Here is a 26928-nt window from a genome sequence, read left to right as displayed (position 1 = left end):
GGCGTTGCCGCCCCTACTCTTCCTCCGCATCCAGGAGTTCCATATTCAGGCCGAGGCCACGGACTTCTTTCACCAGAACGTTGAACGATTCCGGTACGCCCGCTTCAAAGTTATCCTCGCCCTTGACGATCGACTCATAGACCTTGGTCCGGCCGGCGACGTCATCCGATTTCACGGTCAACATCTCCTGCAGGGTGTAGGCGGCGCCGTAAGCTTCCAGAGCCCAGACTTCCATCTCACCAAAGCGCTGACCACCGAACTGCGCCTTACCACCCAGCGGCTGCTGGGTCACCAGGCTGTACGGCCCGGTCGAACGCGCGTGGATTTTGTCGTCCACAAGGTGGTGCAGTTTCAGCAGGTACTTGATGCCCACGGTCACCGGACGCGCAAATTGCTCACCGGTGCGACCGTCGAACAGAACCGACTGACCGCTTTCCGAGAAGCCTGCACGTACCAACGCATCGTTGACGTCCGCCTCTTTGGCACCGTCAAAGACCGGGGTTGCGATCGGAACACCGCGGGTCACGTTGCCCGCAGCCTCGATCAGGCCATCTTCGTCCAGACCGGTGATGCCTTCTTCGTAGACATTCTCGCCATAGGCCAGTTTCATCGCTTCGCGCACCGGGGTCAGATCGCCGGAACGGCGGTATTCACCCAGAGCCTCATCGATGTTCAGACCCAGACCGCGTACGGCCCAACCCATGTGGGTTTCAAGGATCTGACCAACGTTCATACGCGACGGCACACCCAGCGGGTTCAGACAGAAGTCGACCGGCGTACCATCGGCCAGGAACGGCATGTCTTCCATCGGAACCACCTTGGAAATAACACCCTTGTTCCCGTGACGACCGGCCATCTTGTCGCCCGGCTGTAGCTTGCGCTTCACGGCGATGAAGACTTTGACCATCTTCATCACACCCGGGGGCAGATCGTCGCCGCGGCGGACCTTCTCGACCTTGTCTTCGAAACGGGCGTCCAGAGCACGCTTTTGCACTTCGTACTGCTCGTTCAGAGCCTCAACGATCTGTGCGTCCTGCTCGCCTTCCAGCGCCAGCTGCCACCACTGACCACGGGTCAGGGTTTCCAGCAGCTCCTCGGTGATCACCGACCCTGCCTTGACGCCTTTCGGGCCTTTGACAGCGGTTTTACCCAGGATCAGGCCTTGCAGACGCGCATAGATGTTGCGGTCAAGGATCGCCAGCTCGTCGTCCCGGTCACGGGCCAGACGTTCGACTTCCTCACGCTCGATCTGCAGCGCACGCTCGTCTTTCTCGACGCCGTGACGGTTGAAGACGCGAACCTCAACAACCGTACCGTAATCACCCGGCTTCACGCGCAGCGAGGTGTCGCGCACGTCAGATGCTTTTTCGCCAAAGATGGCGCGCAGCAGCTTTTCTTCCGGGGTCATCGGGCTTTCGCCCTTCGGAGTGATCTTGCCGACCAGAATATCGCCCGGCTCAACATCCGCGCCGATGTAAACGATGCCCGCCTCGTCGAGGTTGCGCAGCGCTTCTTCACCGACGTTCGGAATGTCGCGGGTGATCTCTTCCGGGCCCAGCTTGGTGTCACGGGCGGCGACTTCAAACTCCTCGATATGGACCGAGGTAAAGACGTCGTCACGCGCGATACGTTCCGAGATCAGGATCGAGTCTTCGTAGTTGTAACCGTTCCACGGCATGAACGCGACGACCACGTTCTTACCAAGGGCCAGTTCACCCATATCGGTCGACGGACCGTCGGCAATGACCTCGCCCTTCTGGACGGTGTCACCCACCTTGATCAGTGGACGCTGGTTGATGCAGGTGTTCTGGTTGGACCGCTGGAACTTGCGCAGACGATAGATGTCAACGCCAGCGTCCCCCAGTTCCAGATCTTCGGTGGCGCGGATAACGATACGCTGGGCATCGACCTGGTCGATGATACCGGCGCGTTTCGCTTGAATCGCAGCACCCGAGTCGATCGCAACCTTTTCCTCAATGCCGGTACCGACTAGCGGCGCCTCGGCCCGCAGCAGCGGAACCGCCTGACGTTGCATGTTCGAGCCCATCAGAGCGCGGTTGGCGTCGTCATTTTCAAGGAACGGGATCAGCGATGCGGCGACCGAGACCAGCTGCTTCGGCGACACGTCGATCAGGTCCACATTCTCGCGCGGGGCAAGGGTGTAGTCACCGGCCTGACGGGTCGACACCAGATCGTTGATGAACTTGCCATCCGCATCCAGCGTCGCGTTCGCCTGCGCCACGGTGTGACGCATTTCCTCAGTCGCGGACATGTAGTGAACCTCATCGGTCACCTCGGCGTCTTTGACGACGCGATAGGGTGTTTCGATGAAGCCATACTTGTTCACACGGGCAAAGGTCGCCAGCGAGTTGATCAGACCAATGTTCGGGCCTTCGGGCGTTTCAATCGGGCACATCCGGCCATAGTGGGTCGGGTGTACGTCGCGCACCTCAAAGCCCGCACGCTCACGCGTCAGACCACCGGGGCCAAGCGCCGAGAGGCGGCGTTTGTGGGTAACCTCGGACAGCGGGTTGGTCTGGTCCATGAACTGCGATAGCTGCGACGAGCCAAAGAATTCGCGGACAGCAGCGGCTGCCGGTTTCGCGTTTATCAGGTCCTGCGGCATGACGGTGTCAATCTCGACCGACGACATACGCTCTTTGATCGCGCGCTCCATGCGCAGCAGACCGACGCGGTACTGGTTTTCCATCAACTCGCCGACCGAACGCACACGACGGTTGCCGAGGTGGTCGATATCGTCCACGTCGCCTTTGCCGTCACGCAGTTCCACCAGCGCCTTGATGCAGGCCACGATGTCTTCGCGGCGCAGCGTGCGCAGGGTGTCCGGCGCGTCCAGAGCCAGACGCATGTTCATCTTCACGCGGCCAACGGCGGACAGGTCATACCGCTCGCTGTCGAAGAACAGCGTGTCGAACAGGGCCGAAGCCGCTTCGACGGTGGGCGGCTCACCCGGGCGCATGACGCGGTAGATGTCCATCAACGCGGTGTCGCGGCCCATGTTTTTATCGGCCGCCATGGTGTTGCGCATGTAGGGGCCGACATTGACGTTGTCGATGTCCAGAACCGGGATGTCGGTGATGCCCGCATCGATCAGCTCTTTCACGGTGCCGCCGATCAGGTCGCCGTCCTTGTCGTATTCCAGGGTCAGCTCATCACCGGCTTCGACATAGATCGCGCCGTTTTCTTCGTTGATGATGTCCTTGGCGACGTACTTGCCCACGATGTTGTCGAAGGGCACCAGCAGGTCGGTGACCACGCCTTCTTCGATCAGCTTCTTGACCGCGCGCGGGGTGACTTTCTTGCCTGCTTCGGCAATCACTTCACCCGATTTTGCGTCGATCAGGTCGTATGTCGGACGGGTGCCGCGCACACGCTCGGGGAAGAAGGGCGTGACCCAGCCTTTCTTCTTGTCCAGCTTGTAGGACACGGTGTTGTAATACGCGTCCATGATCGCTTCCTGATCCAGACCCAGCGCGTACAGCAGGGTTGTCACAGGCAGTTTGCGGCGACGGTCGATACGGGCGAATACGATGTCCTTGGCGTCGAACTCAAAGTCCAGCCAGCTGCCGCGATACGGGATGATGCGGCAGGCAAACAGCAGCTTGCCCGAGGAATGGGTCTTGCCCTTGTCGTGGTCAAAGAACACACCGGGCGAGCGGTGCATCTGGGACACGATCACACGCTCGGTTCCGTTCACGATGAACGTACCGTTCGGTGTCATCAGGGGCATGTCGCCCATGAACACGTCCTGTTCCTTGATGTCCTTGACCGATTTCGCGCCGGTGTCCTCATCGACATCAAACACGATCAGACGCAGAGTGACCTTCAGCGGCGCGCTGTAGGTCATGTCGCGCTGCATGCACTCTTCGACATCGTATTTAGGTTTTTCCAGATCGTATTTCACGAACTCCAGAACGGAGGTTTCGTTGAAATCCTTGATCGGGAAAACCGACTGGAACACGCCTTTGATGCCTTCGCCGTCAGTGGGCTGCTCTGCATCGCCGGAGCGCAGGAAAAGATCATAAGAAGATTTCTGGACCTCAATGAGGTTCGGCATCTCCAGCACTTCGCGGATTTTGCCGTAGTATTTACGAAGACGTTTCTGGCCAAGGAACGTTTGAGCCATGTCAGATGTCACCTTTCAAGTTCTCAGCGGGCAAAGACACCGTCGGGCCCCGGCATCCTGCACATTCGAGACGACACGTCCGGATCAATTCATGGCCACCGTCCCGAAGGCAGCCTCCCGATCCAAGAACCGCGTCTTAGAAAACGCCCCACCCCATGAGGCCCTTTCTAAGACAGGTTCGGCTGGACCCGGATTTCTCCGGACCCAGCCAAATTTTTCGGCACATCAGCGACGCGCCAATAAGCAGGCTTAGGCCAGCTCGACCTCGGCGCCAGCTGCTTCCAGCTTGCCTTTGATCTCTTCGGCTTCGGCTTTGTCGACGCCTTCTTTGATCTTGCCGCCAGCTTCGACCAGCTCTTTGGCTTCTTTCAGGCCCAGACCGGTGATGCCGCGAACTTCTTTGATCACGTTGATTTTCGAAGCGCCGGCGTTCTTCAGAACGACGTCGAATTCGGTTTTTTCTTCCTCAGCTGCGCCGCCGGCGTCGCCACCAGCTGCCATGACAACTGCGCCGCCAGCTGCGGGCTCGATGCCGTATTCGTCTTTGAGGATGGTTTTCAGTTCTTGTGCTTCCAGCAGGGTCAGACCCACGATGCTTTCTGCGAGTGCTTTCAGATCAGCCATTTTATCAGCTCTTTCCGTTTACAGTGTGTGTTCCAACGTCAGGGTGTATTCCCTACGCAGATCATTCAGTGCCAACCGCTTACGCAGCTTCCGCCTTCTCTTCGATGGTGGAAAGGATGCTTGCGATGTTGCTTGCAGGTGCGCCAATTGCACCGGCGATGTTCGAAGCAGGCGCGCCAAGCATACCGGCGATCGTAGCAATAAGCTCTTCACGCGACGGCATTTTCGACACGGCTGTAACACCAGCCCGGTCCAGAGCGTTCTCACCCATTGCACCGCCAAGAATTTCGAACTTTTGGTTCTCTTTGGCGAAGTCCTCGGCCACCTTGGCTGCTGCCACGGGGTCCTCGGAATAGGTCAGAACGGTCATACCCGTCAGCAGGTCACCAATGCTTTCACATGGCTTTCCGTCGAGGGCGATTTTGGCGAGCCTGTTCTTGGCAACACGCACGGCACCACCCGCGTCACGAGCACGCGCGCGAAGGTCCTGCATCTCGGCAACTGTCAGACCGGCGTAATGGGCAACCACTACGACGCCAGAGCTTTCGAAGATTTGGCCGAGTTCCTCGACCACTTTCTCTTTCTGGGCTCTATCCACAGTTCTCTCCAAGTTTGGGATGATGGACATCCCGGCTCATATTTGCTGCGGCTGAAACCACAGCGTTCAGGTCCGTTGTTACGGGATTGGCCAAAATGCGCCCGAGGATCGCGACCCTCAGAATTCTTTGGTCTTACCCGTCTCAGGCAGGGAATTAAGGGGCCAGATGGCACCACCCACCGTCTTGGACGAAACGAAATAAAGCGCACGACGAATCGCACGCTTTACTCCGCAAGTCTCTTTAGGGCAGATGGCGTGGGTTTCCAAGAGGTAAATTGCTTTGATTTGCCCATTCCGGCCTGCGCCGGATGGGTCGCCCTTGTAATATATCCGATATGGGTATCGAAGCGTTGAAGGCAAGACCAAAGCTTGCCGTTGACAGGGGGGGGCAACTGCGGTCCTGTCGTGCAGGAAACCGTGAATAACAGGGCTGTACGGTCGCTTCTATGCTGGCAATGACTGAGGACGAAAAGGCGCGCGCTGCCTCTTGCGTGGAGGAATTCGCCCGCCACCGCAGAACAGGCCAATTTCAAGACTTCGAATGCGTGTACCGCTCACATGACTTTGCCGACACGCGCATGGTGCTAAAGCTGAGCGGACAAAACCGGGACTACGCGCTGAAAATCGATACCGTTTCGCCAAATACCGGTCGGCTGCGCAAGGAATTTGCTCTGCTGACCGATCTGCACGGCTATTTTCAGAGCAATGCGTCAACGCAGGTCGTCACGCCATTTTACCTAAGCCCGTCCGAGACGTTTTTCGTCACCGAGTTCATAGACCGGCCTACCGCCGTTGACCTGATCCACAACAGCACGGATGACGATCAGGTCGCTCAGGTCTTTCGCCGCGCCGGCGCTTGGCTGAATGACTTTCACGGACGCCAACCGCCGATCGACTACGGATTTCGCCCCAAATGGATGACGGACAGTATCCGCGAACTGCTTACCAATGTACCGCCAGAAATCGTCAATCAGGGCCAGCGGATGCTGGACGTCATGCTGGCCGAGGGAGAGCGCCTCAAGGGGATCGCCGAAATCCGGGTGCTGGCGCATGGCGATTTTCACGGGCAGAACCTGATTTTGGGACAGGGTCAAACCTTCGGTCTGGATTTCACCGAAGCCAGCGAGAAACTGGCTGTTTATGATATTGTCGATTTTCTGAAATCAGACATTTTTCGCGAGACTGCGGCCCGGGATGTGGATCGCAGTGGCATCACCAGACGCAACAAGGACATGTTCTTTCGCCGCTACAGACACCCGATCAACCGCGACATACTGGACCACTGTATCCGGGGCCGATTGCTGAAAGACTGGCTGACCCTGTCTCAGACCGATCAAACCTATAGCGACTATGAACGTGACCGGCAGCACCGCCTTGCCACCCGGCTGCATATCGCCTTCGACCTCTAAGAGGCAAATCTAACGTAATCGTGTAGAATCGTTGGGGTCTTACCCGATTGACTGGCAGAGCGCGCGCTCTTCTTACTGAGGCCAACAGTTTCAAACGGGCGGCCACAGGCCCGGCCCGAGGTTACCAGTATCGGAAAGGTCAGTCGCTCAAATGGTCACCCGCAGTTTCTTCGCACAAGACAGCGAAAGTTTGGTCGTCACCTTCAGTCCTGACGAAACCATCGAAGGCAACCCGATCATCAACAATTCGGACACGCCGGACGGCACGATCTTTGAGTTTTCGGGCGGGTTCGGCACCACAGTAACCCTGGACGACACCAGCGGCAGTCCCGATGTCTTTGACGACGACCAAGCAGCAGGCCACGTCATCACCGATGGTGGTGGAATCGTCGCCAACGGAACGCCTGTGGAATCTGAATCCCTCATCACGGTGCGCGCGCTGGACGAAACCGGCGCACCAACCGGCCCCGAGATCGACATCTACGTCTTTTCCCAGAACGGGGTCACGCAGGATGTCTGGGGCTTTGCCACCTCGGCCCCTTTGGTTCCGGGCACATCGTATATCAAAATCACCGGGTCCAACGCGGGCTCCTCGGCCTATGACGACTATATCACCTGCTTCGGGCCCGGCACGCTGATCGAAACAGATCGGGGCGATATCGCAGTGGAGCAGTTGGAAAAAGGTCAACGCGTCTGGACACGCGATGGCGGGATGCAGCCGATCCTGTGGATCGGCACCACCGCTGTTCCGGGACAAGGAGCGTTCGCCCCGGTCCTGATCGAGGCCGGGGCTCTGGGCAATTCTCGTGACCTGATTGTCTCTCAGCAGCACCGGATGCTCATCAAAGCACCCGCCTCGGACATGCTGTTCGCCACCCCCGAAGTTTTTGTGGCCGCCAAACACCTGTGCGGCCTTCCCGGGGTGTCGATCCGCCCAACCGAGCGGATTTCCTACACCCATTTCATGCTGGACGGGCACCATATCGTCCGGTCCAACGGCGCCCTGACAGAAAGCTATTATTATGGTGAAGTTTCAAAGAAGGCGCGCTCTTCGCCACAGGCGTTGGAGCTTCTGACCCTATTCCCCTCTATCGAGCACGCTCATGAGGTGTTTCAGAAGACCGCAGCAACCACTATCAACGCCCGCGAAGCAGCCGTGTTGCGTGCTTACCTTTAGCGCGCATTCGTTGCGCGCAAACAGACTCGTCGTGAAATTCGAACATTCCAATAAAAATCCCGGGCAGTGTGCACCACCCGGGACCAAATCTTTTCTAAACGTTCAGGCTTATTCGCCAGACGCAGCCGCCACATCCAGAGTCACGCCCGGGCCCATGGTCGAGCTCAGCGCGATTTTCTTCATGTAGGTGCCTTTGGCGCCCGACGGCTTGGCTTTGGCCACAGCCGAGATGAAAGCACGGACGTTTTCAACCAGCTTGGCTTCGTCAAACGACGCTTTGCCAACACCGGCGTGCACAACGCCGCCTTTTTCCGCTTTGAACTGAACTTCACCGCCCTTGGCTGCTTCCACGGCTGCTTTCACGTCCATGGTCACGGTGCCAACTTTGGGGTTCGGCATCAGGTTACGGGGGCCCAGAACCTTACCCAGACGACCGACGATGGGCATCATGTCCGGGGTAGCAATGCAGCGGTCGAATTCGATGGTGCCGCCCTGAATGGTTTCCATCAGGTCTTCTGCGCCAATGATATCTGCGCCAGCTTCTTTCGCTTCGTCAGCTTTGGGGCCACGCGCGAACACAGCAACGCGCATCGCTTTGCCGGTGCCGTTGGGCAGGCCGACGACGCCACGAACCATCTGGTCAGCGTGACGGGTGTCAACGCCCAGGTTCAGCGCGATCTCGATGGTCTCGTCGAATTTCGAGGTTGCATTGCCTTTGACCAGGGAAACAGCTTCTTCTACCGACAGGTTTTCTTTGCCAGCGACAGCTTCGCGCGCAGCGCGGGTACGTTTACCGAGTTTTGCCATCTTACTTCACCTCGATGCCCATAGAGCGGGCCGAGCCCAGGATGATCTGCATTGCGCCTTCGACGTCGTTGGCGTTGAGATCTTTCATTTTGGCTTCGGCGATTTCGCGAACCTGCTTCGAGGTCACGGTGGCCACAGTCTCACGACCTGGGTTTTCCGCACCACGAGGGCGGTTACGCTTGCCGACCGGCTTCAGGCCGGCCGCTTTTTTCAGGTAATAAGACGCGGGCGGCGTCTTGATGTCCATAGTGAAGGACTTGTCCTGATAATAGGTGATCACGGTCGGGCAAGGGGCGCCTTGCTCCATGTCTGCGGTCTTGGCGTTGAACGCCTTGCAGAATTCCATGATGTTGATGCCGCGCTGACCCAGCGCCGGACCAACTGGCGGCGACGGGTTCGCCTGACCTGCAGGAACCTGCAGTTTCATTGTACCAGCAAGCTTCTTGGCCATTTGGTTTTCCTTTCAACTCGGGCGAAACGCGTTTCGCCCAGATTATGTTGCGTGGTCCGATCCGGGATCGCGATCCCAGCAACCTCCCACGAGAGAATCTCGCCCGAAGACGATAGAGGCGGCATTTATAGAGGAATGATGGGGTTGGCAAGGGCCTGCCCCACAACACTGCTGTTTTAGAAAAACCATCATCAATTACTGAATCCGACCCTTTGAAACCGAACAGCTATGTTCGCCTAAAGCTCAACAAGCCCCTGCTTGTTGAGCCTCAAAGGTCGCTTGATCTTTGGTGTACTTGTCGCCGTAATCCGAGGAAAGCTGATCGATTAGCCCCCTGCAGGAAAACCCTGAAATCTGCAGATACTGCTGAGCGGACTTAACCGCCTGTGCGTTCCAATCGATATTCATGCTGTCAACGGCGATTGTGGCGTCGGCAACCTCATAGCCGTCACCGTATGCGGAGGAAAGCTGCTCAATAAGACCAACCCTCGAAAACCCGAAAAACTCAGGTAATTCTGGGCTGATCTGACAGCGTTTTTCTGTGGACCGGACAAGCTCTGAGCCGATACCATTGGTGAACTCAGCATGCCGCAGAAAAGGGCTATTGCGCCAAATATTCGAAACATAGGAAATCCTCGCAAAAATCAGTACTTGCTCTCATAAATGCAGACTCAATGGGACTTCAACCCTAAGCTGTTTTCAGGACTTTTCAAAAAGCACGCCTCTTGCAGCCGGACCCATCAGACAGGCCGTTGCACTCATCACCGATACCGCAAATTCTCGCGGTTCAACTGATCCAACTTGGTGACACCCATCAGCTTCATGTCGCGTTCGATCTCGGTGCGCAGGTTGCCCAGTGCCTTTTCGACACCCGCCTGCCCCGCAGCCGCCAGCGCGTACAGGTACAGACGACCGCCCGAGCAAGCCTTGGCCCCAACCGACAGCGCCTTGAGCACATGGGTCCCACGCTGAATGCCACCTTCGCAGATGACGTCGATCTTGTCGCCTACTGCGTCGCAGATCTCGGCCAGTTGATCGAACGGCGCGCGCGAGCCGTCCAACTGACGGCCACCGTGGTTTGACACCATGATCCCCGTACAGCCAATGTCGACCGCGCGCTTGGCGTCCTCGACGCTCATAATGCCTTTGAGGGCAAATTGACCGTTCCACTGTGCGCACAGTTTCTCAGCATCTTTCCAGTTCATCGACTGATCCAGCATGGTCGAGAAGTATTCCCCCACCGACACCGCCAGATTGGTGCCTGCGCTGACGTGGCCCGACAGGTGCGGCATGTCGAACTTTTCCTTGGTCAGAAAGTTCCACGCCCACATCGGATGGGTCGCAAAGCTCAGCAGTGACGACGGCGTCAGTTTCGGCGGCGAGGTAAAGCCGGTGTGCAGGTCGCGTTCACGGTTGCCCCCGGTGATGGTGTCCACGGTCAGGGCCATCACGTTAAAGTTCGCCGCCCGTGCCCGCTCTAGCAACGCGTCATTCAGGCCCCGGTCCTTATGGAAGTAGAACTGGAACATCTTGGGCGTGTTGGTGATCTGGGCGATTTCCTCCACTGTCACGGTCGCCAGCGAGGACACTCCGAACATAGTGCCGTATTTGTCGGCGGCGCGGGCCACAGCGCGTTCCCCTTCATGGTGGAACAGGCGTTGCAGAGCAGTGGGGGCGCAATAGATCGGCATGTCCAACTTTTGACCCATGACCTCAACGCTCATGTCTACCTCATCCACACCAACCAGCACGTTGGGCACCAGGTCGACGTCATCAAAGGCCGAGGTATTACGCCGATAGGTCAGCTCATCATCGGCGGCACCGTCGATATAGTGAAAGATCGGTCCGGGCAGGCGCTTTTTGGCCAGCTTGCGGAACTGCTGAAAGTTGTGACAATCCGAAAGATTCATGCGCTTCCCCGTTTGGTAAAATTTTCTTACCAAAATATCCCTGCCTAAATTTGCCGGGGTTTTCAAGAAAAAACCCGCCGATTGGGATCGGCGGGTTCAAATTCTTTTGCAAAACGCGCGGAAACGGTCAGCTTTGCTTGGTCACCTGCGTAAAGTCCAGTTCGACCGGGGTTTCGCGACCGAAGATCGAAACCGAAACTTTCAGCTTCTGCGCTTCGTCGTCCACGCCTTCGACCATGCCGTCGAAATCTTCGAACGGGCCGTCATTGACCTTGACCTTCTCGCCAACCTCAAAGCTGATCATCAGCTTGGGCGCTTCTTCGCCTTCCTGAACGCGGTTGAGGATCTGGTTTACCTCGGCATCACGCATCGGCATCGGGCGGCCTTGGGGGCCAAGGAAACCGGTAACGCGGTTGATCGAGTTCACAAGGTGATAGCCCTGATCCGACATCTCCATATGCACCAGTACATAGCCGGGCATGAAACGGCGTTCGGTCGTGACCTTTTTGCCCCGGCGCACTTCGATCACCTCTTCGGTGGGCACCAGAACCTCGTCGATGTCGTCCTCAAGGCCGTGTTCTGCAACCGACGTGCGGATCTGTTCTGCGATCTTCTTTTCGAAATTCGAAAGAACGCTGACCGAGTACCACCGTTTCGCCATGAACCTGTCGTCCTTGTTTTTCTCAGGCAGCGGCAACGCGTGCCTGTCATTGAAATTCCATCACGTGACCCGGAATAAAAAGCGGCGCGCAGCCCGAATCGCCGCACGCCCATTCCGAATAGTCCCGCGTCACTACTCTGACATTGCGCGCGGTGCAAGGGGGCAGCGGCGTTTCCACCGGCCCAGAGCTGTTTAGTTGAACGCGCCCAGGATCAGCTGCAGCCCGCCGCGAATGCCCAGATCGACCAGGGCAAAGAACACAGCCGTCAGCGCCGCCATGATGAACACCATAACCGTGGTCAGCAAAACCTCGCGGCGCGTGGGCCATACGACCTTGGCGACTTCGGCGCGGACTTGCTGAATGAACTGGATCGGATTCATAGTTGCCATGTGGCTTGGGTCTCTCTGCTAGCGGATGGGCCGGACATAACCGGGCATTGCGGTAATTTCAAGGGCTGTCAGGGCTTGGGCTTGTCGTCCCATTCGTCGCTCAGGATGCGGCGCGCGTCGCCCTCGGGGTCATCATACTGGTTTGAGCGCACCGTGTAGACAAACGCCACCAGTCCAACCCCGCCCAAAAACAGGGAAATCGGTATGAGATAGGCCAGAACTTCCATAAGGTTACCTCAGCCGCAGGGCATTCAGGGACACGGTGATCGACGAGGTCGACATCGCCAGCGCCGCGATCAGCGGGGTGGCCAGCCCGACCACCGCCAGCGGGACCGCGATGATATTGTAAACGGTGGCGATACGGAAATTTTCACGAATCCGTTTGGTGGCTTTTTCCGCCGTGTCGCAGGCATCGGCGATGGGCGACAGATCATTGCCCAGCAGCACGATGTCGGAGGCCACCCGCGCCGCATCCAGCGCCGAGGCCGGCGAGATTGACACATGCGCCGCAGCCAGTGCTGCGGTGTCGTTCAGACCGTCGCCCACCATCAGAACATGATGACCCTGATCGCTGAGGTCCTGCACACGGGTCGCTTTGTCCTGCGGCAATGCCTGCGCAACCCAGTTGTCGATACCAAGCTTCGCGGCCAGCGCCTGAACCGCGCCCTGCGTATCGCCCGAGATCAGGATCACCTCTTTCCCCGCATCGCGCAGCGCTTGCACCGCGTCCGCCGCGCCGGGGCGCAGGCTGTCCGAGAACAGGAACGGTGTGGGCGCCTGCCCCGCCATAGACAGCCATGCGGCGGTCTGGTCGCCCTCTTCCGCGCCGGTCCATGCCGCGCGGCCCAGACGCACACGCTGACCGCGATGGGTGCCCTCGGTGCCATAGCCCGGGACCTCGGTAACATCTTTCAGCGTGGCGGGTTTGATCCCCGCCTCGCGCGCGGCCTTGGTCAAAGCAACCGACAGCGGGTGCGAGGACGCCTCGGCCAGCGCCAGCGCGACCGCAAGGTCAGCGCGGGAATGATCGCCGAGGTTGGTCAGTTCCGGCGTGCCCGAAGTCAGCGTGCCGGTCTTGTCGAAAACAACCGTATCGACCTCGGCCAGACGTTCCAGCGCAGTGGCGTGCTTGATCAGCATCCCCTTGCGAAACAACCGCCCCGAGGCCGCCGTGGTCACCGCAGGCACGGCCAGACCCAGCGCACAGGGGCATGTTATGATCAGAACGGCAGCGGCGATATTCAGCGCCGTCCGCACGTCACCGGAATAGATATACCAGCCCACAAAGCTGAGCGCAGACAGGATATGCACACCGGGCGCATAGAGCTTGGCGGCCTTGTCGGCCAGCGAGGTGTAGCGCGACCGCCCCGATTCCGCGATGGCCACCAGATCGGCCATGCGGTGCAGCGAGGTATCTTCACCCACCGCCGTCGCGCGGATGGTCAGAGGGCCGGTCAGGTTGACCTCACCAGCGCTGACGGTCGTTCCCGCCTCGGCAAAAACCGGCAGGGTTTCCCCCGTCAGCAGGGACCGGTCGAGTTCCGACTGACCCGATACGATTTCACCATCCACAGGCATCCGCCCGCCGGGGCGGATAAGGATCAGATCGCCCACGTTCAGGGTTGCAACAGCAACTTCTTCCTCGACCCCATCCACCACACGAATGGCGCGGGGGACTTCCAGCGCGGTAAGCTCCTCAGCCGCAGATCGGGCAGCAGCGCGGGTGCGATAGTCCAGATAGCGGCCGGCCAGCAAAAAGAAGGTCAGTGTGAGAGCGGCATCGAAATAGGCATGCTCACCGCTGAGCGCGGTTTCCCACAGCGATGTCACCAGCGCCAGCAAGATCGCCAAAACGATCGGCACATCCATGTTCAGGCGGCGCACACGCAAAGCCGACCAGGCATTCGCAAAGAAGGGTTGCGCCGAAAAGGCAATCGCTGGCAGGGCAATCGCCGCTGAAATCCAGTGGAACATGTCGCGCGTGGCGTCTGATGCGCCCGACCAGACCGACACCGACAACAGCATCACGTTCATCGAGGCAAATCCGGCCACCGCCAACCGCATCAGCAGATCGCGGCCTGCCTTGTCCGACTGCGTGGCGGACAGCGCGCCGGGGTCCAGCTCATGCGCTTCGAACCCTGCGCCTTCCAGAACCGGAATCAGATCCGCTGCCCGCAGATCCGGGGCCGCTTTGACCATCGCGCGTTTCAGGGTCAGGTTGACGCGGGCGTCTTCGACGCCGGGATGGGCGTTCAGCTCACGCTCGACCGTGGCAATACAGGCCGAGCAGTGGATACCCGGCAGAGACAGCGCAATCTGCACATCCTGCGGAATGGGCCGGGCCGGTTCCGCCGGGCTGGCAATGCACCCCGGACACGCCGCCGTACCCGATGTCAGCTGCGCCGTCATCCGATCAGCCCTTCACATACAGCGGCACGCGCTGCGCGAACTCGGCGCCGGAACTATCGCGGGCCACCAGACGGATATTCCAGTTCCCCTCACCCAACGACGCAGGTGTCGCATAAGCCTGACCGTCAAAGGTGAAATCGGGTGAGAAATCCTCATTCACATGGGTTGCGCGGCCTACAACGGCCTGCAATTCGGCCACCTGCACCGGTGCGCCGGTTTTGTCGGTGATATGCAGGATCAGCAACCCGCCCGAGACCTCAGCCCGGACAAACCACCCCAACGCCTGATGTTCCTTCAGACGCTCGTTGAACTCCTGACTGGCGATGTACGAGTTCTTGACCTCAAGGCCCGGAAAGGTCTTCACCGCGTTATAGGCCAGAACCATGTTCACCGCGATGATCACACCGAAGGCACCGACAAACACTGCCAGAGCGTGCTTTCCGGTAAATTTGCGTTCTTTGGCCATCTTAGTTTCCTCGTCCGTTGAACGTGGTGTCCTTATAGGCGCGCTCACCGCTTTCCAGGTCTTCGACCCAGATTCGGACCGAGGTCACATCAGCAGCGGCAGGCCCGGTATCGCCTGAGGTCACGATATAAACACGGGTCAATTGTGCCGTATCCGCCGCGACATTGACAGTGTCTCCGTCAATCCCTTCGATCTGCACCTGCAGCGCCGGATCACCGGCCAGAGACAATTTGAACGGACGCTCTTCGCCATGCTTGTTGCGCAGGCGCACGTCATAGGTGTTGCGGATCGTTCCGTCAGACAGGGTCACAAAGGTCGGGTTGCGCACCGGGGCCACCGTCAGATCGATGTCCGAGCGGATAAACAGTGCAAACAGCAGCGCAAAGCCCACCGCCGACCACATGGCGGTATACATGATGGTCCGGGGCCGCAGGATGTGTTTCCATACGTTCTTGGGTGGCTTGCCCGCACGCTCATTGGTTTCATCGCTGAGCGCCATGTAGTCGATCAACCCGCGCGGCTTGCCGATCTTGGCCATCATGTCATCGCAGGCGTCGATACACAGGGCGCAGGTAATACACTCCAACTGCTGACCGTCGCGAATGTCGATGCCCACGGGGCAGACATTCACGCAGGCCATACAGTCAATGCAATCGCCCAGCTCGGAATCAGCTGTCCGCTTGCCCTTGCCACGCGGCTCACCCCGCCATTCGCGGTAACCTACGACCAGCGTATCCTCATCCATCATCGCGGCCTGAATACGCGGCCAGGGGCAGGCGTAGATACAAATCTGTTCCCGCGCAAAACCGCCGAACAGGAACGTCGTGCCAGTCAGGATCAGGACCGTTGTATAGGCGACCGGATGCGCATTCCCGGTAACCAGATCACGCAGCAACGTGGGGGCATCGGCAAAATAGAACACCCAGGCCCCGCCAGTCGCCACACCGATCAGAAACCAGACGGTCCACTTCGTAACCCGCAACCGAGCCTTGCGAAAATCCAGCTTTTCTTGACGGTGCAAACGCAGACGGGCGTTGCGGTCGCCCTCAATCCAGCGTTCGACCAGAATATACAGGTCGGTCCAGACGGTCTGCGGGCAGGCATAGCCGCACCACACGCGACCCAATGCTGAGGTAAACAGGAAAAGCCCAAGACCGGCCATGATCAGCAGCCCGGCCACAAAATAGAACTCGTGCGGCCAGATCTCGATCCAGAAGAAATAGAAACGACGGTTTGCCAGATCCAGCAACACCGCCTGATCCGGCAGACTGGGACCGCGGTCCCATCTGATCCAGGGCGTAAGATAGTAAATCCCCAACGTGACCGCGAGGATAATCCATTTCAGGTTTCGAAACGGCCCGGCTACGCGTCGGGGAAAGATAGGCTCCCTGGCAGCATAAAGGCTGGGGGCGGGGTCGGAATCGCTCACGAGCTGGCTCCAGATGTGGCTGATTTTAGCGACTTGTCCCAGATCACACGTCCGCTCACTTTGACATGTGTCAAAAGCGCATCGCACAGACACCTTTTGTCACATGCGACCGGATTGTCGTCTGAGCCACCCGACAAGTGTCTTCACCGCCGGGCGCAGCGGCGTATCGCCTGTGACGATATGATATCCCTGCCCGCCCGGTTCGCAAAACAGTTCAACAATACGCCCTTCTCGTATGTCGGTCTCGACAAAATGCCGCGCCGTTGCCGTGACGCCCTGACCGGCGCGCAGCCCCTCAAGAACAAGATTGCCGGGCAGCGCGATGCGTCCGGCCCCGGGATTGTGCGCGACCCCCTGACGCGCCAGCCATGAGGTCGCTTCGGTTGTGCCAAGCTCTTCCAGCCAGGGCAGTTGGCTCAACTCATCCGGGGTCATCCGGGTCCGGCCTTGCAACAAGGACGGCGCCGCGACGATGACAATCGGGCTTTGCAGCAGCAGTTCCGAGTTCAAACCCGGCCAATCACCATCTCCGTACCGGATGGCGATATCCACACCGCCGGGCCGCAGAGTAACAAGATGCGGCGACGGGTCCAGCACCAGGGGAATGTCTGGATGTTTGGCCTGAAACGCAGGCAGGCGCGGCATCAGCCACGATGCGGCAAAGGATGGGGTCAGCGACACGTGAACCGGGCGATCTTGGGCAATATGCATCAGATCAGCCACCGCGTCACCGATTGCACCGAACCCAAGATGCAGGGCGCGGGCCAGTTTCTCGCCCTCGGCGGTCAGGGTCATGGATTTGCCGCGCCGGTCCAGCAGAACCACCCCAAGATGGTTTTCCAGGGCCCGCAACTGTTGGCTGATGGCAGCGTGGCTAACATTCAGCATCGCACCTGCCTGCACTACGTTTCGGCTGTCTGCAAAGGCGCTAAAGGCCCTCAGCGCCGCCATCGGAGGCATCTTCATCCAATCCATATGTAATCCTGACTTACATAGCAATTAGGCAATTGAGTCGCATTTTAACGCTCGCAGATCAATCTTGAATACAGATGAAGTTACATTCAGGAGACGTCAGATGCTTTCTATTCTTGCGCGTACATTCATGACCGCCACGCAGACACGTGTTGAGGGCGAACCAGACCCACGGGATCGCCGCGATGTGCAGAAACAACGCTGGCTACCGGAAAACCACTGGTGGAAAGAGGGGAAACGCGCACGCTTTTCGCACTGCACCTCACAAACCAAGGGCCGCGCCTAGACCGCCTCATCCGTGATTTGTAAGATAGAGGGTAAGCACCGGCTGTTCAGGAAACGCGCGAACAGATGGAACAGCCGGTGCCTGAACCTTCGGACGGCGAACCGCCCGAAGGTATTCTTTTGCCCTTACTGACCGCCACCCAATTGGTGGACATAGGCGGTAACCGCGCGGATCTGCGCGTCGGTAAGGCGATTTTCCCAGGCGGGCATCACGCCAAAGCGGCTGTAGGTGACCGTTTCGGTCAAGGCCTCTTCGCTGCCGCCGTACAGCCAGATCGCATCAGTCAGGTTCGGTGCACCCTGGAAGGCATCACCCTTGCCATCTTCGCCGTGGCACGCTGCGCAATTGTCTTCGAAGACAACTTTGCCTGCCTGCGCCGCCGCGTCGTCGCTCTGGGCGTTGGTCAGGGACATGACGTACTGAACCACTTGGGTGATTTCTTCTTTCTCAAGCAGCTCACCAAAGGCCGGCATCTCGGAATAGCGCGCATCGTCGCTTTCCTCGTTCCGGATACCATGGGCGATAGTAAACTCGATATCCTCAAGTGTACCGCCCCACAGCCAGGCGTCGTCCAGCAGGTTCGGGAAGCCTGGCGCACCCTGCGCGCCCGAGCCGTGGCACTGCGCGCACCAGGTCCGGAACACAGCACCGCCCGCGTTCACAGCATATTGCTGCAAATCGGCATCGGCTGAAATGCTCTCAAGCGGTGTGTCCACCAGCCGGGCATTCCAGGGCGCGTTGGCCTCTTCAAAGGAAACGATGTCCTCCTGCACTTCACCGCGCGAAGACCATCCGGTCACACCCGCGGTCGCCGACTGAACCAGCGGCCAGGCAGGATACATGATCGTGTAGATCACGCCCCAAATGATAGTGACGTAAAGGGTCCACAGCCACCAGCGCGGCATCGGGTTGTCGAACTCTTCCAGACCGTCCCAGCTGTGCCCGGTGGTCTTGGGATCACCCGGCAGTTTCTCAGGTGTCTTGCTCATGGCCGCGCCTCCTTGGATTCGGCGGGTTTATCTTGATGCCTGAACGGGATGTTGGCGGTATCTTTGTATTCCTTGCTGGACCCCGGGCGGAAAACCCAAATCACGATCCCAAGGAAAAACGTAAACAGAAGCAACAACATCCAGCTATCCGCGAACTGCCGTAAGAGAGTATATTCTTCCATCACACCCTCCTTAGCGGCTTGCGTCCGGGGTGAAGGTCGAGAAATCAACCAATGTCCCCAGCATCTGCAGATAAGCGACCAACGCATCAGCCTCGGTCAGTTCAGACTGACCATCGAAGTTGCGCACGCTGACCTTGTCACCATAGCGTTCCAGCAGACCGTCATAGTCGCTGTCCGGATCGGCCTGCGCACGGAAGTCGGCCTGCGCGTTTTCAAGCATTTCCTCGGTATAGGGCGTGCCCAGAACCGCGTTCGCTTTCATCACATCGGCGATGTACTCGCCGTCAAGCTTGCGATGCTCAAGGAAGCCATATTTCGGCATCACCGATTCCGGCACAACCGACTGCGGATCACGCAGGTGGTCCACATGCCACTGGTCCGAATAGCGGCCACCAACACGCGCCAGATCAGGACCGGTCCGCTTGGACCCCCACTGGAACGGGTGGTCATACATCGACTCAGCCGCCAGCGAATAATGGCCATAGCGTTCGACCTCATCCCGCATTGGGCGGATCATCTGGCTGTGGCAGACATAGCAGCCTTCACGCAGATAGATCTCGCGCCCCGCCATTTCGAGAGGGGTGTAAGGGCGCATGCCCTCCACCTTCTCGATGGTGTTCTCAAGGTAGAACAGCGGGGTGATCTGCACGATGCCACCGATGGTCACGACCAGAAAGCTGAACACCAGCAGGAGGGTCGCGTTGGTCTCGAGGATCTTATGTTTGTCGAGAATTGCCATTGCTCCGGCCCTCCTTATTCAGCCGGGACCGCGACGGTCAGGCTGGCCTCTTTGGCCGGTGCCTTGCGCACAGTCATCCACAGGTTGTAGCACATGATCAACGCACCGGCGACGAACATCACGCCACCCAGCGCACGCACCACGTACATCGGGAACTTGGCAGCCACGGTGTCAGCGAACGAGTTCACCAGGAAGCCGTTGGCATCCACTTCGCGCCACATCAGGCCTTCCATGATACCGGTGACCCACATCGACGCGGCGTAGAGCACGATGCCGATGGTGGCGAGCCAGAAGTGCCAGCTGACCATCTGCAGCGAATACAGACGCTCGCGCTTCCACAATACAGGCACCAGATAGTAGAGCGCACCAAAGGTGATCATACCGTTCCAGCCCAGCGCGCCTGAATGCACGTGGCCGATGGTCCAGTCGGTATAGTGGCTGAGAGAGTTCACAGCGCGGATCGACATCATCGGCCCTTCGAAAGTGGACATGCCATAGAAGCCGACCGAGATCACCATCATCCGGATCACCGGGTCGGTGCGCAGCTTGTCCCATGCGCCCGACAGGGTCATCAGACCGTTGATCATACCACCCCACGACGGCATCCACAGCACGACCGAGAACACCATGCCCAGCGTCGAGGCCCAATCCGGCAGCGCGGTATAGTGCAGGTGGTGCGGACCGGCCCAGATATACAGGAAGATCAGCGCCCAGAAGTGAATGATCGACAGCTTATAGCTAAAGACCGGACGTTCGGCCTGTTTCGGGATGAAATAGTACATCATGCCCAGGAAGCCCGCGGTCAGGAAAAAGCCCACAGCGTTGTGGCCGTACCACCACTGGATCATGGCGTCTTGTACGCCCGACCAGACGATGACCGATTTCGAGCCCCAGATGCTGACCGGGATGGTCAGGTTGTTGACAACGTGCAGCATCGCAACGGTCACGATAAAGGCCAGGTAGAACCAGTTCGCCACGTAGATATGCGGCTCTTTCCGCTTGACCACGGTGCCCAGGAACACAGCCAAGTAAGCCACCCAGACGATGGTCAGCCACAGGTCAACATACCATTCGGGTTCCGCATATTCCTTGGACTGCGTACCGCCCAGAACATATCCGGTCGCCGCCAGCACGATGAACAACTGATAGCCCCAGAACACGAACCACGCCAGATTACCGCCCCACAGGCGCGCAGCGCTGGTGCGCTGGACCACATAGAACGATGTTGCCAGCAGCGCGTTACCGCCAAAGGCAAAAATCACCGCCGAGGTGTGCAGCGGGCGCAAACGGCCAAAGTTCAGGTACCCCTGTGCCCATTCGAAGTTCAGCGTCGGAAAGGCCAGCTGAAACGCGATAAAGGTCCCTGCAAGGAACCCGACCACGCCCCAAAAGGCTGTTGCGATGACACCGTAACGGATCACGCCGTCCATGTATTCGCCCGAGCGATCTACGAGGATATCTGGCTCATCGGTTTTTCGAAGCGTCCAGATGAACAAACCACCGGCGATCAACATCACCAGAAATGCGTGCACCTGATACGCCAAATCGCGTGCATAGTTGGTCCCGATCGCTGCGAATATCACGACCAGACCAAGCACGATCAGCTTGATGTAATTTGACATATTGCGTCCCTTTGCCATGCCCCACGCGATTCTCTTTTTGTCGCGGGACCTGTTTGACTGGCTGCGGTTTTCTCTGATTGGCGCGTGACTTGCTTTGATCTGTGTCAAGACAATCACGTGATTTCTGTGTCTATCGTTGTGACGTAAACGGGCCTTAAGGCCCGGGATGAGCACATTCTGAAGGCATGAGGTCGCAATGGCTTACAAATCTCTTCTCACAGTCATGACGGAAACTGAGCAAAGCGACCCTGCCCTTGCCCAGATGGCCGCGCTGGCAGCCGCGCAGGATGCCCATGCCGAGGCGCTGTGTCTGGGCGTCGACCGCAGCCAGACTGGCTATTATTATGCCGGGGCCAACGCCCTGATCCTGCAAGAGACGCTGAACCGCGCCAATGCCGAAGCGGATGAGATTCTGGCCTATGCGAAAACCTATCTGGGCCGAACCAACACGCGCTGGTCAGCCGAAAGCGGGGTCGCTCAGATTTCGGATATCGGCCGCCATGTCGCCCATCGGGCCCGTTTCTCGGATCTGGTGATCCTGCCGCAACCTTATGGCAAGGATCGCGGCGCCGAGGCGGAACCCATTATCGAAGCCGCGATGTTCGAAGGACACGCGCCGGTTCTGGTGACACCGGAAAACACTGAGCCATTCGACCGCCCCCGCACGACCCTGCTGGCCTGGAACGAAAGCGTCGAGGCGATGCGGGCGATCCGCCAGGCGCTGCCTTTCCTGATCGAATCCGAGCTTGTGCGCATCGTCGTGATCGATCCTCCGCGTCACGGGCCTGACCGATCAGACCCGGGCGGAATGTTGTCGCAGATGCTGGCCCGACACGGGGTCAAAATCGAAATTGACGTGCTCAGTAAAACCATGTCACGGGTGTCGGATGTGTTGAAACGGCACGCCACGGATACTTCGGCAGACATGATAGTTATGGGCGCCTATGGCCATTCGCGGTTCCGCGAAGCCATTCTGGGCGGCGCAACACGTAACATGTTGGAACAATCCCCGGTGCCGGTGTTTATGGCACACTAACAGGGTTTCCACGGCCAAAGCCTGCCTCGGCTATTTCTTAACTAGTCCGATCAGGAACAGCAGGATGACAGCACCGATGGTGGCAAAAAAGATCGAAGAGATCATGCCGCCGCCAACCGCAAAGCCCAGCGCCGGAAAAATCAGGCCAGAGACAAAGGCACCGACGATACCGACAATTATGTTACCGATCAGGCCAAAGCCCCGGCCTTCCATGATTTTTCCGGACAGCCACCCGGCAATGGCACCGATAAACAGCATTGCCAGAATACTAGTAAACCCCATGGCGTCCCCCTAGTCTTTGGTGGGTTGGGTCAGGCGCGCTGGCCTCAGACCAGGAACCCGCCATCCGTATCGTCTCCGGCCTCTTCCATCAGGCGACCCATATCCGGGATGGTGACGTGGCGCTTGCCCTCAAGCAAAATGACCTGGTCCTTTTTCAGGGCCGATATCTGACGGCTGACCGTTTCCAGTGTCAGACCCAGATAATCCGCCATCGCCTCACGCGTCAGTGGCAGATCGAACACGATGGGGCCGCTATTACCACCTTGCCGGATCGAGGCATCACGCCGGGCAATGATGGACAACAGGCTGGCGATCTTTTCACGTGCGGTTTTGCGCCCCAGAACCAGCATCCATTCGCGCGCGGCGTCCAACTCGTCCAAAGTCATCTGCAGCAGGCGATGTGCAATATGCGGCGTCGTGCTCATCAATTCTTCGAAAGGCTTTTTGCGAAAGCAGCACATGACCACATTCGTGGTCGCCTGAACGTCATAAGCGGCCGAGTCGCGGCCCGGGCGTCCGACGAAATCGCTGGGCAGCAAAAGCCCGACCATTTGCGTGCGCCCATCTTCCATTGTCTGGGTCAACGAGGCGATTCCCGACACAACAGAGCCCACGAAATTCATCTGATCTCCGGACCAGATGATCGTCTGGCCCGCTTCGAAACTGCGATAATATTTAATGCCTTCAAGCTCTTCCAGCTCATGCGTGTCACAATGCGCACAGACGGCACGATGCCGGATCGGGCATTCTTCGCAGTTGGCGTGGTCAATTTTAAATGTCGGTGTCATGCGCGTCTTCACTTGATCTCTGTCAAAGCATCTAGCTGTTGCGTCCAGTAAGTGTATCGCCATGATAGTGAAACCACAATTGGCAAAGCTTGGACTATTTGACGCGAAAGTCCCGCGTTACACAAGCTACCCCACGGCCCCCCATTTCAGCAATGATGTGGGGCCAAGTCTTTTTGGCGACTGGATTTCCGGAATAAAACCCGGAAGCGAGGTATCGCTGTATATCCACGTTCCCTTCTGTCGCAGGCTGTGCTGGTTCTGCGCCTGTCGGACACAGGGCACCCAGTCGGATAATCCGGTGATCGCCTATGTCGATGTGCTTAAGGCCGAGTTGGACCTGCTGGCTGCGCATCTGCCCGATGACGTGACACTGTCGCGCCTGCACTGGGGCGGTGGCACGCCCACCTTGCTGAACGCGGATCTGATGCGTGATCTGGCCGCACGGATTCTCGATGTAGTTCCGCTGGGGCCAAACGCCGAGTTTTCGGTTGAGATCGACCCGAATGAGATCGACGAGGCCCGTCTGGACGCGCTGGCCGAGGCCGGGATGAACCGTGCCTCGATCGGGGTTCAGGACTTCGATGATGAGATTCAAAAGACCATCGGGCGCATCCAAAGCTATGACACCACACGCGACGCCGTCGATATGATCCGCGCGCGCGGGATCCGCAGCCTGAACGCAGACATCCTGTATGGTCTACCGCATCAGACCAAATCACGAATGACTGAAAGCGTGCAAAAGCTGCTGTCGCTCAGCCCGGATCGCGTGGCGCTTTATGGCTATGCGCATGTGCCGTGGATGGCCAAGCGGCAACAGCTTATCCCGTCAGACGCGCTTCCGACCCCCGAGCAGCGTCTGGACCTGTTCGACACTGCCCGCCGCCTGTTCATGTGGGACAACTACGCCGAGATCGGCATTGACCACTTTGCCACACAGGATGATGGCCTGACGCACGCGCTGAATGCCGGGCGGCTCAAGCGAAACTTCCAGGGCTATACGGACGATCAGGCCGAGGTTTTGATCGGTGTGGGTGCCAGCTCGATCTCGCGCTTCCCGCAGGGTTATGCGCAAAACGCACCCGCCACATCGGCCCATACAAAAGCCATTCGCGAAGGGCGTTTCTCGACCTCACGCGGGCATGTGTTCAAAGGGCAGGACGTTTTACGCTCGCGCCTGATCGAAGCGCTGATGTGCGATTTCCAGATCAACTCGGCCGAGATTCTGCGAGACCACGACATCACCGAGGCCGAGTTGCAGACCATGTACACAGACACCAATGCGACCTTCGACGGGCTGCTGCGCGTCACCGAAGATGGCCTGTTCATCCCGCATGAGGCCCGCGCCCTGACCCGTATGATCGCACGTAACTTCGACGCCTATGACCTCAGCAAGGCGGGCCACAGTTCGGCGATCTGACCTTTATTCGGCGGGCCGGATTGCTGGCCTGCCCCTCTGATACCGGCACAGGGGCTTGACGCAGGCCTCTGGTTTTCTCCACACTCGGGGCGTGCGACCGCACCCCGAGGCAGGCGAATTCGCAGACAGTTCACACCCGCGCATCCGCGTTGGTTGGCCCTTTTCGTGCAGGTATATCTGCAACCTGAAAGAGGGACAGCACTCATGCGCGTTTTTACCGTCCTCGGCCCCAGCCAATCGGGCAAAACCACTCTGGTCGAGGCCATCAGCCGCCTCGACGGGCGGCCCACCACATTCGACGTATCCGGAACCGTGCACCTGCACGGTTTTTCTTACTTGGACGAGCCATGGTGCGCCATCGACGTCGACGGGGGCGGCGATAACCTTGCTTATGTGGGCCCTGCCATGGCGATCTCGGACGCGGCGGTCGTTGTTGTTCCGCCCGACCCCAACGCGGCCGTACTATGCGCCCCCTATCTGAGGCTGGTCGAAGAGGCCGGCATTCCCTGCTTCCTGTTCATCAACCGCATGGACAGCCCCAATGGTCGCATCCGCGACATTATCTCGGCGCTGCAGACCTATTGCACCCATCACATCGCCCTGCGGCAGGTCCCGATCCGCGAGGGTGACACGATCATCGGTGCAGTCGATCTGATCTCGGAGCGGGCGTGGAAGTATCAGGAGGGGCAGCCCTCGGCCCTGATCGAGTTGCCGCAATCGGTCGAGGATCGCGAACAGGAAGCGCGCACCGAATTGCTGGAAACCCTGTCGGATTTCGACGATCACCTGCTGGAACAGCTGATCGAGGACAAGCAGCCCCCCAGCGCCGAGGTCTATGATCTGGCCGCGCAGGTATTGCAGAACCATCAGCTGATCCCGGCCTGTCTGGGCGCGGCGAGCCATGGCAACGGCTTGACCCGCCTGATGAAAGCCCTGCGGCACGAAGCGCCCGAGTTCAACATCGCCGCAGATCGCGATGAGGCGGCCGAGGATGCCCGCGCCATTGCCGGGTTTGCCGATGTAAAGAAACATATCGGCAAGATCGTGGTACTGCGTGGGTTGGGCGCAGGCGTGAAGGCCCATGAAAATCTGGGTGGCGAAACGGTCGGCAACCTGACCACACTGGACGCCAAGACCCAGATCGCGGACCTGCCCGCCGGGCAAATCGGGCTGGCGGTCAAATCCGATCATCTCAATCCCGGCAACATCTACGATAGCTCAGGTGCAACACCGCTGCCGGAATGGGCGTCCTCTCATCCCGCTGCACATCGGCAAGTCGTGTCCCCCGCGCATGAACGCGATGACGTGCGCCTGTCAAATGCGCTGACCCGTCTGGTCGAAATCGACCCAGGCCTGCATCTGGGGCAGGATGAGTTGAGCGGTCATGCCATTCTGGGCTCACAAGGGCCGCAGCATATGCGGCGCGTAACCGCCAAACTGGCCGAGGATTTCGGCATCGAAATCACCGCCGATCAGGCCGACACCGCCTATCGCGAGACAATCCGCGCACCCATCAAACATCGCCACCGTCACCGCAAGCAATCCGGCGGGGCGGGGCAATTTGCCGACGTGGTCATCTCGGTCGCACCGATGCCACGCGGAGCGGGTTTCCAGTTCGAAGAGGTGGTCAAGGGCGGCGCGGTGCCGCGCAACTATATCCCCTCGGTCGAACACGGGGCCAAGGATGCGCTGGTGCAGGGGCCCGAAGGCTTCCCCGTGGTCGACGTGAAGGTCACGCTGAGCGACGGCAAACACCACAATGTGGACAGTTCCGACTATGCATTCCGCACCGCGGGCAAGAACGCAGTGCGCGAGGCGTTGCCACAAGCCAAACCCGTGGTGCTGCAACCGATCCTGAACGCCGAGATTCATCTGCCCTCGGATTTCGTCGGCGATCTGGTTCCAACCATCAGCTCTCTGCAAGGTCAGGTGTTGGGCTTTGAGGGCAACCCCAACGCCTCGGGCTGGGAGATTTTCAACGCCCAGCTGCCCGCCGTCGCCGAGGATGAGCTGCACCGCACCCTCGCCAGCGCCACACGCGGCACCGGCTGGGTCAAGCTGAGCTTTGATCACTATGAAGAATTGCGAGGGCCGGTGCCGAAACCGGCCGCAAAAGAAACGGCAAATGCCTAAGTGA

At 58.9% G+C, this 26928-nt stretch carries 26 protein-coding genes; 6 read left to right on the top strand and 20 right to left on the bottom strand.

All coding sequences use genetic code 11. The features are described from left to right. Nucleotides 1–13: 13 nt before the first annotated feature. The 3 genes from rpoB to rplJ all read right to left on the bottom strand — a co-directional run bounded on the left by rpoB (nucleotide 14) and on the right by rplJ (nucleotide 5369). Nucleotides 14–4147: a DNA-directed RNA polymerase subunit beta gene (gene rpoB, locus ACRZ94_RS12830; RefSeq protein ID WP_480797503.1), complete on the bottom strand. Its 4134-nt coding sequence runs from the start codon at nucleotides 4145–4147 to the stop codon at nucleotides 14–16. Nucleotides 4148–4396: 249 nt separating this feature from the next. Further along, nucleotides 4397–4771, bottom strand: a complete 375-nt coding sequence (gene rplL / locus ACRZ94_RS12825; protein WP_480653885.1) for a 50S ribosomal protein L7/L12 — start codon at nucleotides 4769–4771, stop codon at nucleotides 4397–4399. 79 nt (nucleotides 4772–4850) lie between these two features. Further along, nucleotides 4851–5369, bottom strand: coding sequence for a 50S ribosomal protein L10 (gene rplJ / locus ACRZ94_RS12820; RefSeq protein ID WP_170355300.1), 519 nt, complete (start codon nucleotides 5367–5369; stop codon nucleotides 4851–4853). A gap of 446 nt (nucleotides 5370–5815) precedes the next feature. Between rplJ and ACRZ94_RS12815 the strand changes: the two genes are divergently transcribed. Both ACRZ94_RS12815 and ACRZ94_RS12810 read left to right on the top strand, forming a co-directional pair. After that, on the top strand, nucleotides 5816–6778 hold the full coding sequence (locus ACRZ94_RS12815; RefSeq protein ID WP_480797502.1) for a phosphotransferase: 963 nt from the start codon (nucleotides 5816–5818) through the stop codon (nucleotides 6776–6778). A 151-nt stretch (nucleotides 6779–6929) separates the two neighbouring features. After that, complete coding sequence (locus tag ACRZ94_RS12810) at nucleotides 6930–7955, top strand: Hint domain-containing protein (protein ID WP_480653881.1); 1026 nt, start codon at nucleotides 6930–6932, stop codon at nucleotides 7953–7955. A gap of 108 nt (nucleotides 7956–8063) precedes the next feature. On the opposite strand, the gene rplA is transcribed toward ACRZ94_RS12810, so the two are convergent. The 11 genes from rplA to ACRZ94_RS12755 all read right to left on the bottom strand — a co-directional run bounded on the left by rplA (nucleotide 8064) and on the right by ACRZ94_RS12755 (nucleotide 17453). After that, nucleotides 8064–8762: a 50S ribosomal protein L1 gene (gene rplA / locus ACRZ94_RS12805; protein WP_480653879.1), complete on the bottom strand. Its 699-nt coding sequence runs from the start codon at nucleotides 8760–8762 to the stop codon at nucleotides 8064–8066. Between the two features lies 1 nt (nucleotide 8763). Continuing rightward, entirely contained in the window at nucleotides 8764–9213 is a 450-nt protein-coding gene (gene rplK, locus ACRZ94_RS12800; protein ID WP_037314971.1) for a 50S ribosomal protein L11, read from the bottom strand. A gap of 243 nt (nucleotides 9214–9456) precedes the next feature. Beyond that, a complete protein-coding gene (locus tag ACRZ94_RS12795) occupies nucleotides 9457–9738 on the bottom strand; it encodes an Ltp family lipoprotein (RefSeq protein WP_480797513.1) in 282 nt (93 codons plus the stop codon). A 236-nt stretch (nucleotides 9739–9974) separates the two neighbouring features. Next, nucleotides 9975–11123, bottom strand: a complete 1149-nt coding sequence (locus ACRZ94_RS12790; protein WP_480653875.1) for an alpha-hydroxy acid oxidase — start codon at nucleotides 11121–11123, stop codon at nucleotides 9975–9977. A 127-nt stretch (nucleotides 11124–11250) separates the two neighbouring features. Then, on the bottom strand, nucleotides 11251–11784 hold the full coding sequence (nusG, locus tag ACRZ94_RS12785; protein WP_480575707.1) for a transcription termination/antitermination protein NusG: 534 nt from the start codon (nucleotides 11782–11784) through the stop codon (nucleotides 11251–11253). Between the two features lie 192 nt (nucleotides 11785–11976). After that, nucleotides 11977–12174 (bottom strand): preprotein translocase subunit SecE, encoded by a 198-nt coding sequence (gene secE / locus ACRZ94_RS12780; RefSeq protein WP_480653873.1) that lies wholly within the window; start codon nucleotides 12172–12174, stop codon nucleotides 11977–11979. A 68-nt stretch (nucleotides 12175–12242) separates the two neighbouring features. Beyond that, nucleotides 12243–12401 (bottom strand): cbb3-type cytochrome oxidase assembly protein CcoS, encoded by a 159-nt coding sequence (gene ccoS, locus ACRZ94_RS12775; RefSeq protein WP_170355309.1) that lies wholly within the window; start codon nucleotides 12399–12401, stop codon nucleotides 12243–12245. Between the two features lie 4 nt (nucleotides 12402–12405). Beyond that, nucleotides 12406–14583 (bottom strand): heavy metal translocating P-type ATPase, encoded by a 2178-nt coding sequence (locus ACRZ94_RS12770; RefSeq protein WP_480653871.1) that lies wholly within the window; start codon nucleotides 14581–14583, stop codon nucleotides 12406–12408. A 4-nt stretch (nucleotides 14584–14587) separates the two neighbouring features. After that, nucleotides 14588–15049, bottom strand: coding sequence for a FixH family protein (locus ACRZ94_RS12765; RefSeq protein WP_480653869.1), 462 nt, complete (start codon nucleotides 15047–15049; stop codon nucleotides 14588–14590). A gap of 1 nt (nucleotide 15050) precedes the next feature. Next, nucleotides 15051–16478, bottom strand: coding sequence for a cytochrome c oxidase accessory protein CcoG (gene ccoG / locus ACRZ94_RS12760; RefSeq protein ID WP_480653867.1), 1428 nt, complete (start codon nucleotides 16476–16478; stop codon nucleotides 15051–15053). Between the two features lie 99 nt (nucleotides 16479–16577). Continuing rightward, complete coding sequence (locus tag ACRZ94_RS12755) at nucleotides 16578–17453, bottom strand: LysR family transcriptional regulator (RefSeq protein ID WP_480653866.1); 876 nt, start codon at nucleotides 17451–17453, stop codon at nucleotides 16578–16580. Nucleotides 17454–17553: 100 nt separating this feature from the next. On the opposite strand from ACRZ94_RS12755, the gene ACRZ94_RS12750 reads away from it, so the two are divergent. Next, a complete protein-coding gene (locus ACRZ94_RS12750) occupies nucleotides 17554–17736 on the top strand; it encodes a hypothetical protein (protein WP_480653864.1) in 183 nt (60 codons plus the stop codon). 125 nt (nucleotides 17737–17861) lie between these two features. Here the strand turns inward: ACRZ94_RS12750 and ccoP are convergent, their stop codons facing one another. The 4 genes from ccoP to ccoN are packed head-to-tail and all read right to left on the bottom strand — an operon-like array spanning nucleotide 17862 to nucleotide 21268. Then, nucleotides 17862–18725 carry a cytochrome-c oxidase, cbb3-type subunit III gene (ccoP, locus tag ACRZ94_RS12745; protein ID WP_480653863.1) on the bottom strand — a complete coding sequence of 288 codons (864 nt, stop codon included), beginning with the start codon at nucleotides 18723–18725 and terminating at the stop codon, nucleotides 17862–17864. Beyond that, a complete protein-coding gene (locus ACRZ94_RS12740) occupies nucleotides 18722–18907 on the bottom strand; it encodes a cbb3-type cytochrome c oxidase subunit 3 (protein WP_480653861.1) in 186 nt (61 codons plus the stop codon). The genes ccoP and ACRZ94_RS12740 overlap by 4 nt, the downstream gene beginning before the upstream one ends. A 10-nt stretch (nucleotides 18908–18917) precedes the next feature. Next, the gene (gene ccoO, locus ACRZ94_RS12735; protein WP_480653859.1) at nucleotides 18918–19646 is read right to left on the bottom strand and encodes a cytochrome-c oxidase, cbb3-type subunit II; all 729 of its coding nucleotides are present in this window, start codon (nucleotides 19644–19646) and stop codon (nucleotides 18918–18920) included. A 14-nt stretch (nucleotides 19647–19660) separates the two neighbouring features. Continuing rightward, entirely contained in the window at nucleotides 19661–21268 is a 1608-nt protein-coding gene (ccoN, locus tag ACRZ94_RS12730; RefSeq protein ID WP_480653857.1) for a cytochrome-c oxidase, cbb3-type subunit I, read from the bottom strand. 196 nt (nucleotides 21269–21464) lie between these two features. Here ccoN and ACRZ94_RS12725 point away from each other — a divergent pair, with 196 nt between their 5' ends. Then, on the top strand, nucleotides 21465–22304 hold the full coding sequence (locus tag ACRZ94_RS12725; RefSeq protein ID WP_480653855.1) for a universal stress protein: 840 nt from the start codon (nucleotides 21465–21467) through the stop codon (nucleotides 22302–22304). A 30-nt stretch (nucleotides 22305–22334) separates the two neighbouring features. Here ACRZ94_RS12725 and ACRZ94_RS12720 read toward each other — a convergent pair whose 3' ends face one another. Both ACRZ94_RS12720 and fnrL read right to left on the bottom strand, forming a co-directional pair. Next, the gene (locus ACRZ94_RS12720) at nucleotides 22335–22586 is read right to left on the bottom strand and encodes a GlsB/YeaQ/YmgE family stress response membrane protein (protein ID WP_480653853.1); all 252 of its coding nucleotides are present in this window, start codon (nucleotides 22584–22586) and stop codon (nucleotides 22335–22337) included. Between the two features lie 44 nt (nucleotides 22587–22630). Continuing rightward, the gene (gene fnrL / locus ACRZ94_RS12715; protein WP_480653851.1) at nucleotides 22631–23374 is read right to left on the bottom strand and encodes a transcriptional regulator FnrL; all 744 of its coding nucleotides are present in this window, start codon (nucleotides 23372–23374) and stop codon (nucleotides 22631–22633) included. A gap of 61 nt (nucleotides 23375–23435) precedes the next feature. Between fnrL and hemN the strand changes: the two genes are divergently transcribed. Both hemN and ACRZ94_RS12705 read left to right on the top strand, forming a co-directional pair. Next, a complete protein-coding gene (gene hemN, locus ACRZ94_RS12710; protein WP_480653849.1) occupies nucleotides 23436–24791 on the top strand; it encodes an oxygen-independent coproporphyrinogen III oxidase in 1356 nt (451 codons plus the stop codon). 204 nt (nucleotides 24792–24995) lie between these two features. Next, nucleotides 24996–26924 (top strand): elongation factor G, encoded by a 1929-nt coding sequence (locus ACRZ94_RS12705; RefSeq protein WP_480797501.1) that lies wholly within the window; start codon nucleotides 24996–24998, stop codon nucleotides 26922–26924. Nucleotides 26925–26928 lie beyond the last annotated feature (4 nt).

This window comes from Ruegeria sp. CH10 (genome assembly GCF_056537125.1).
This window is presented reverse-complemented; position numbering and strand designations above follow the sequence as displayed.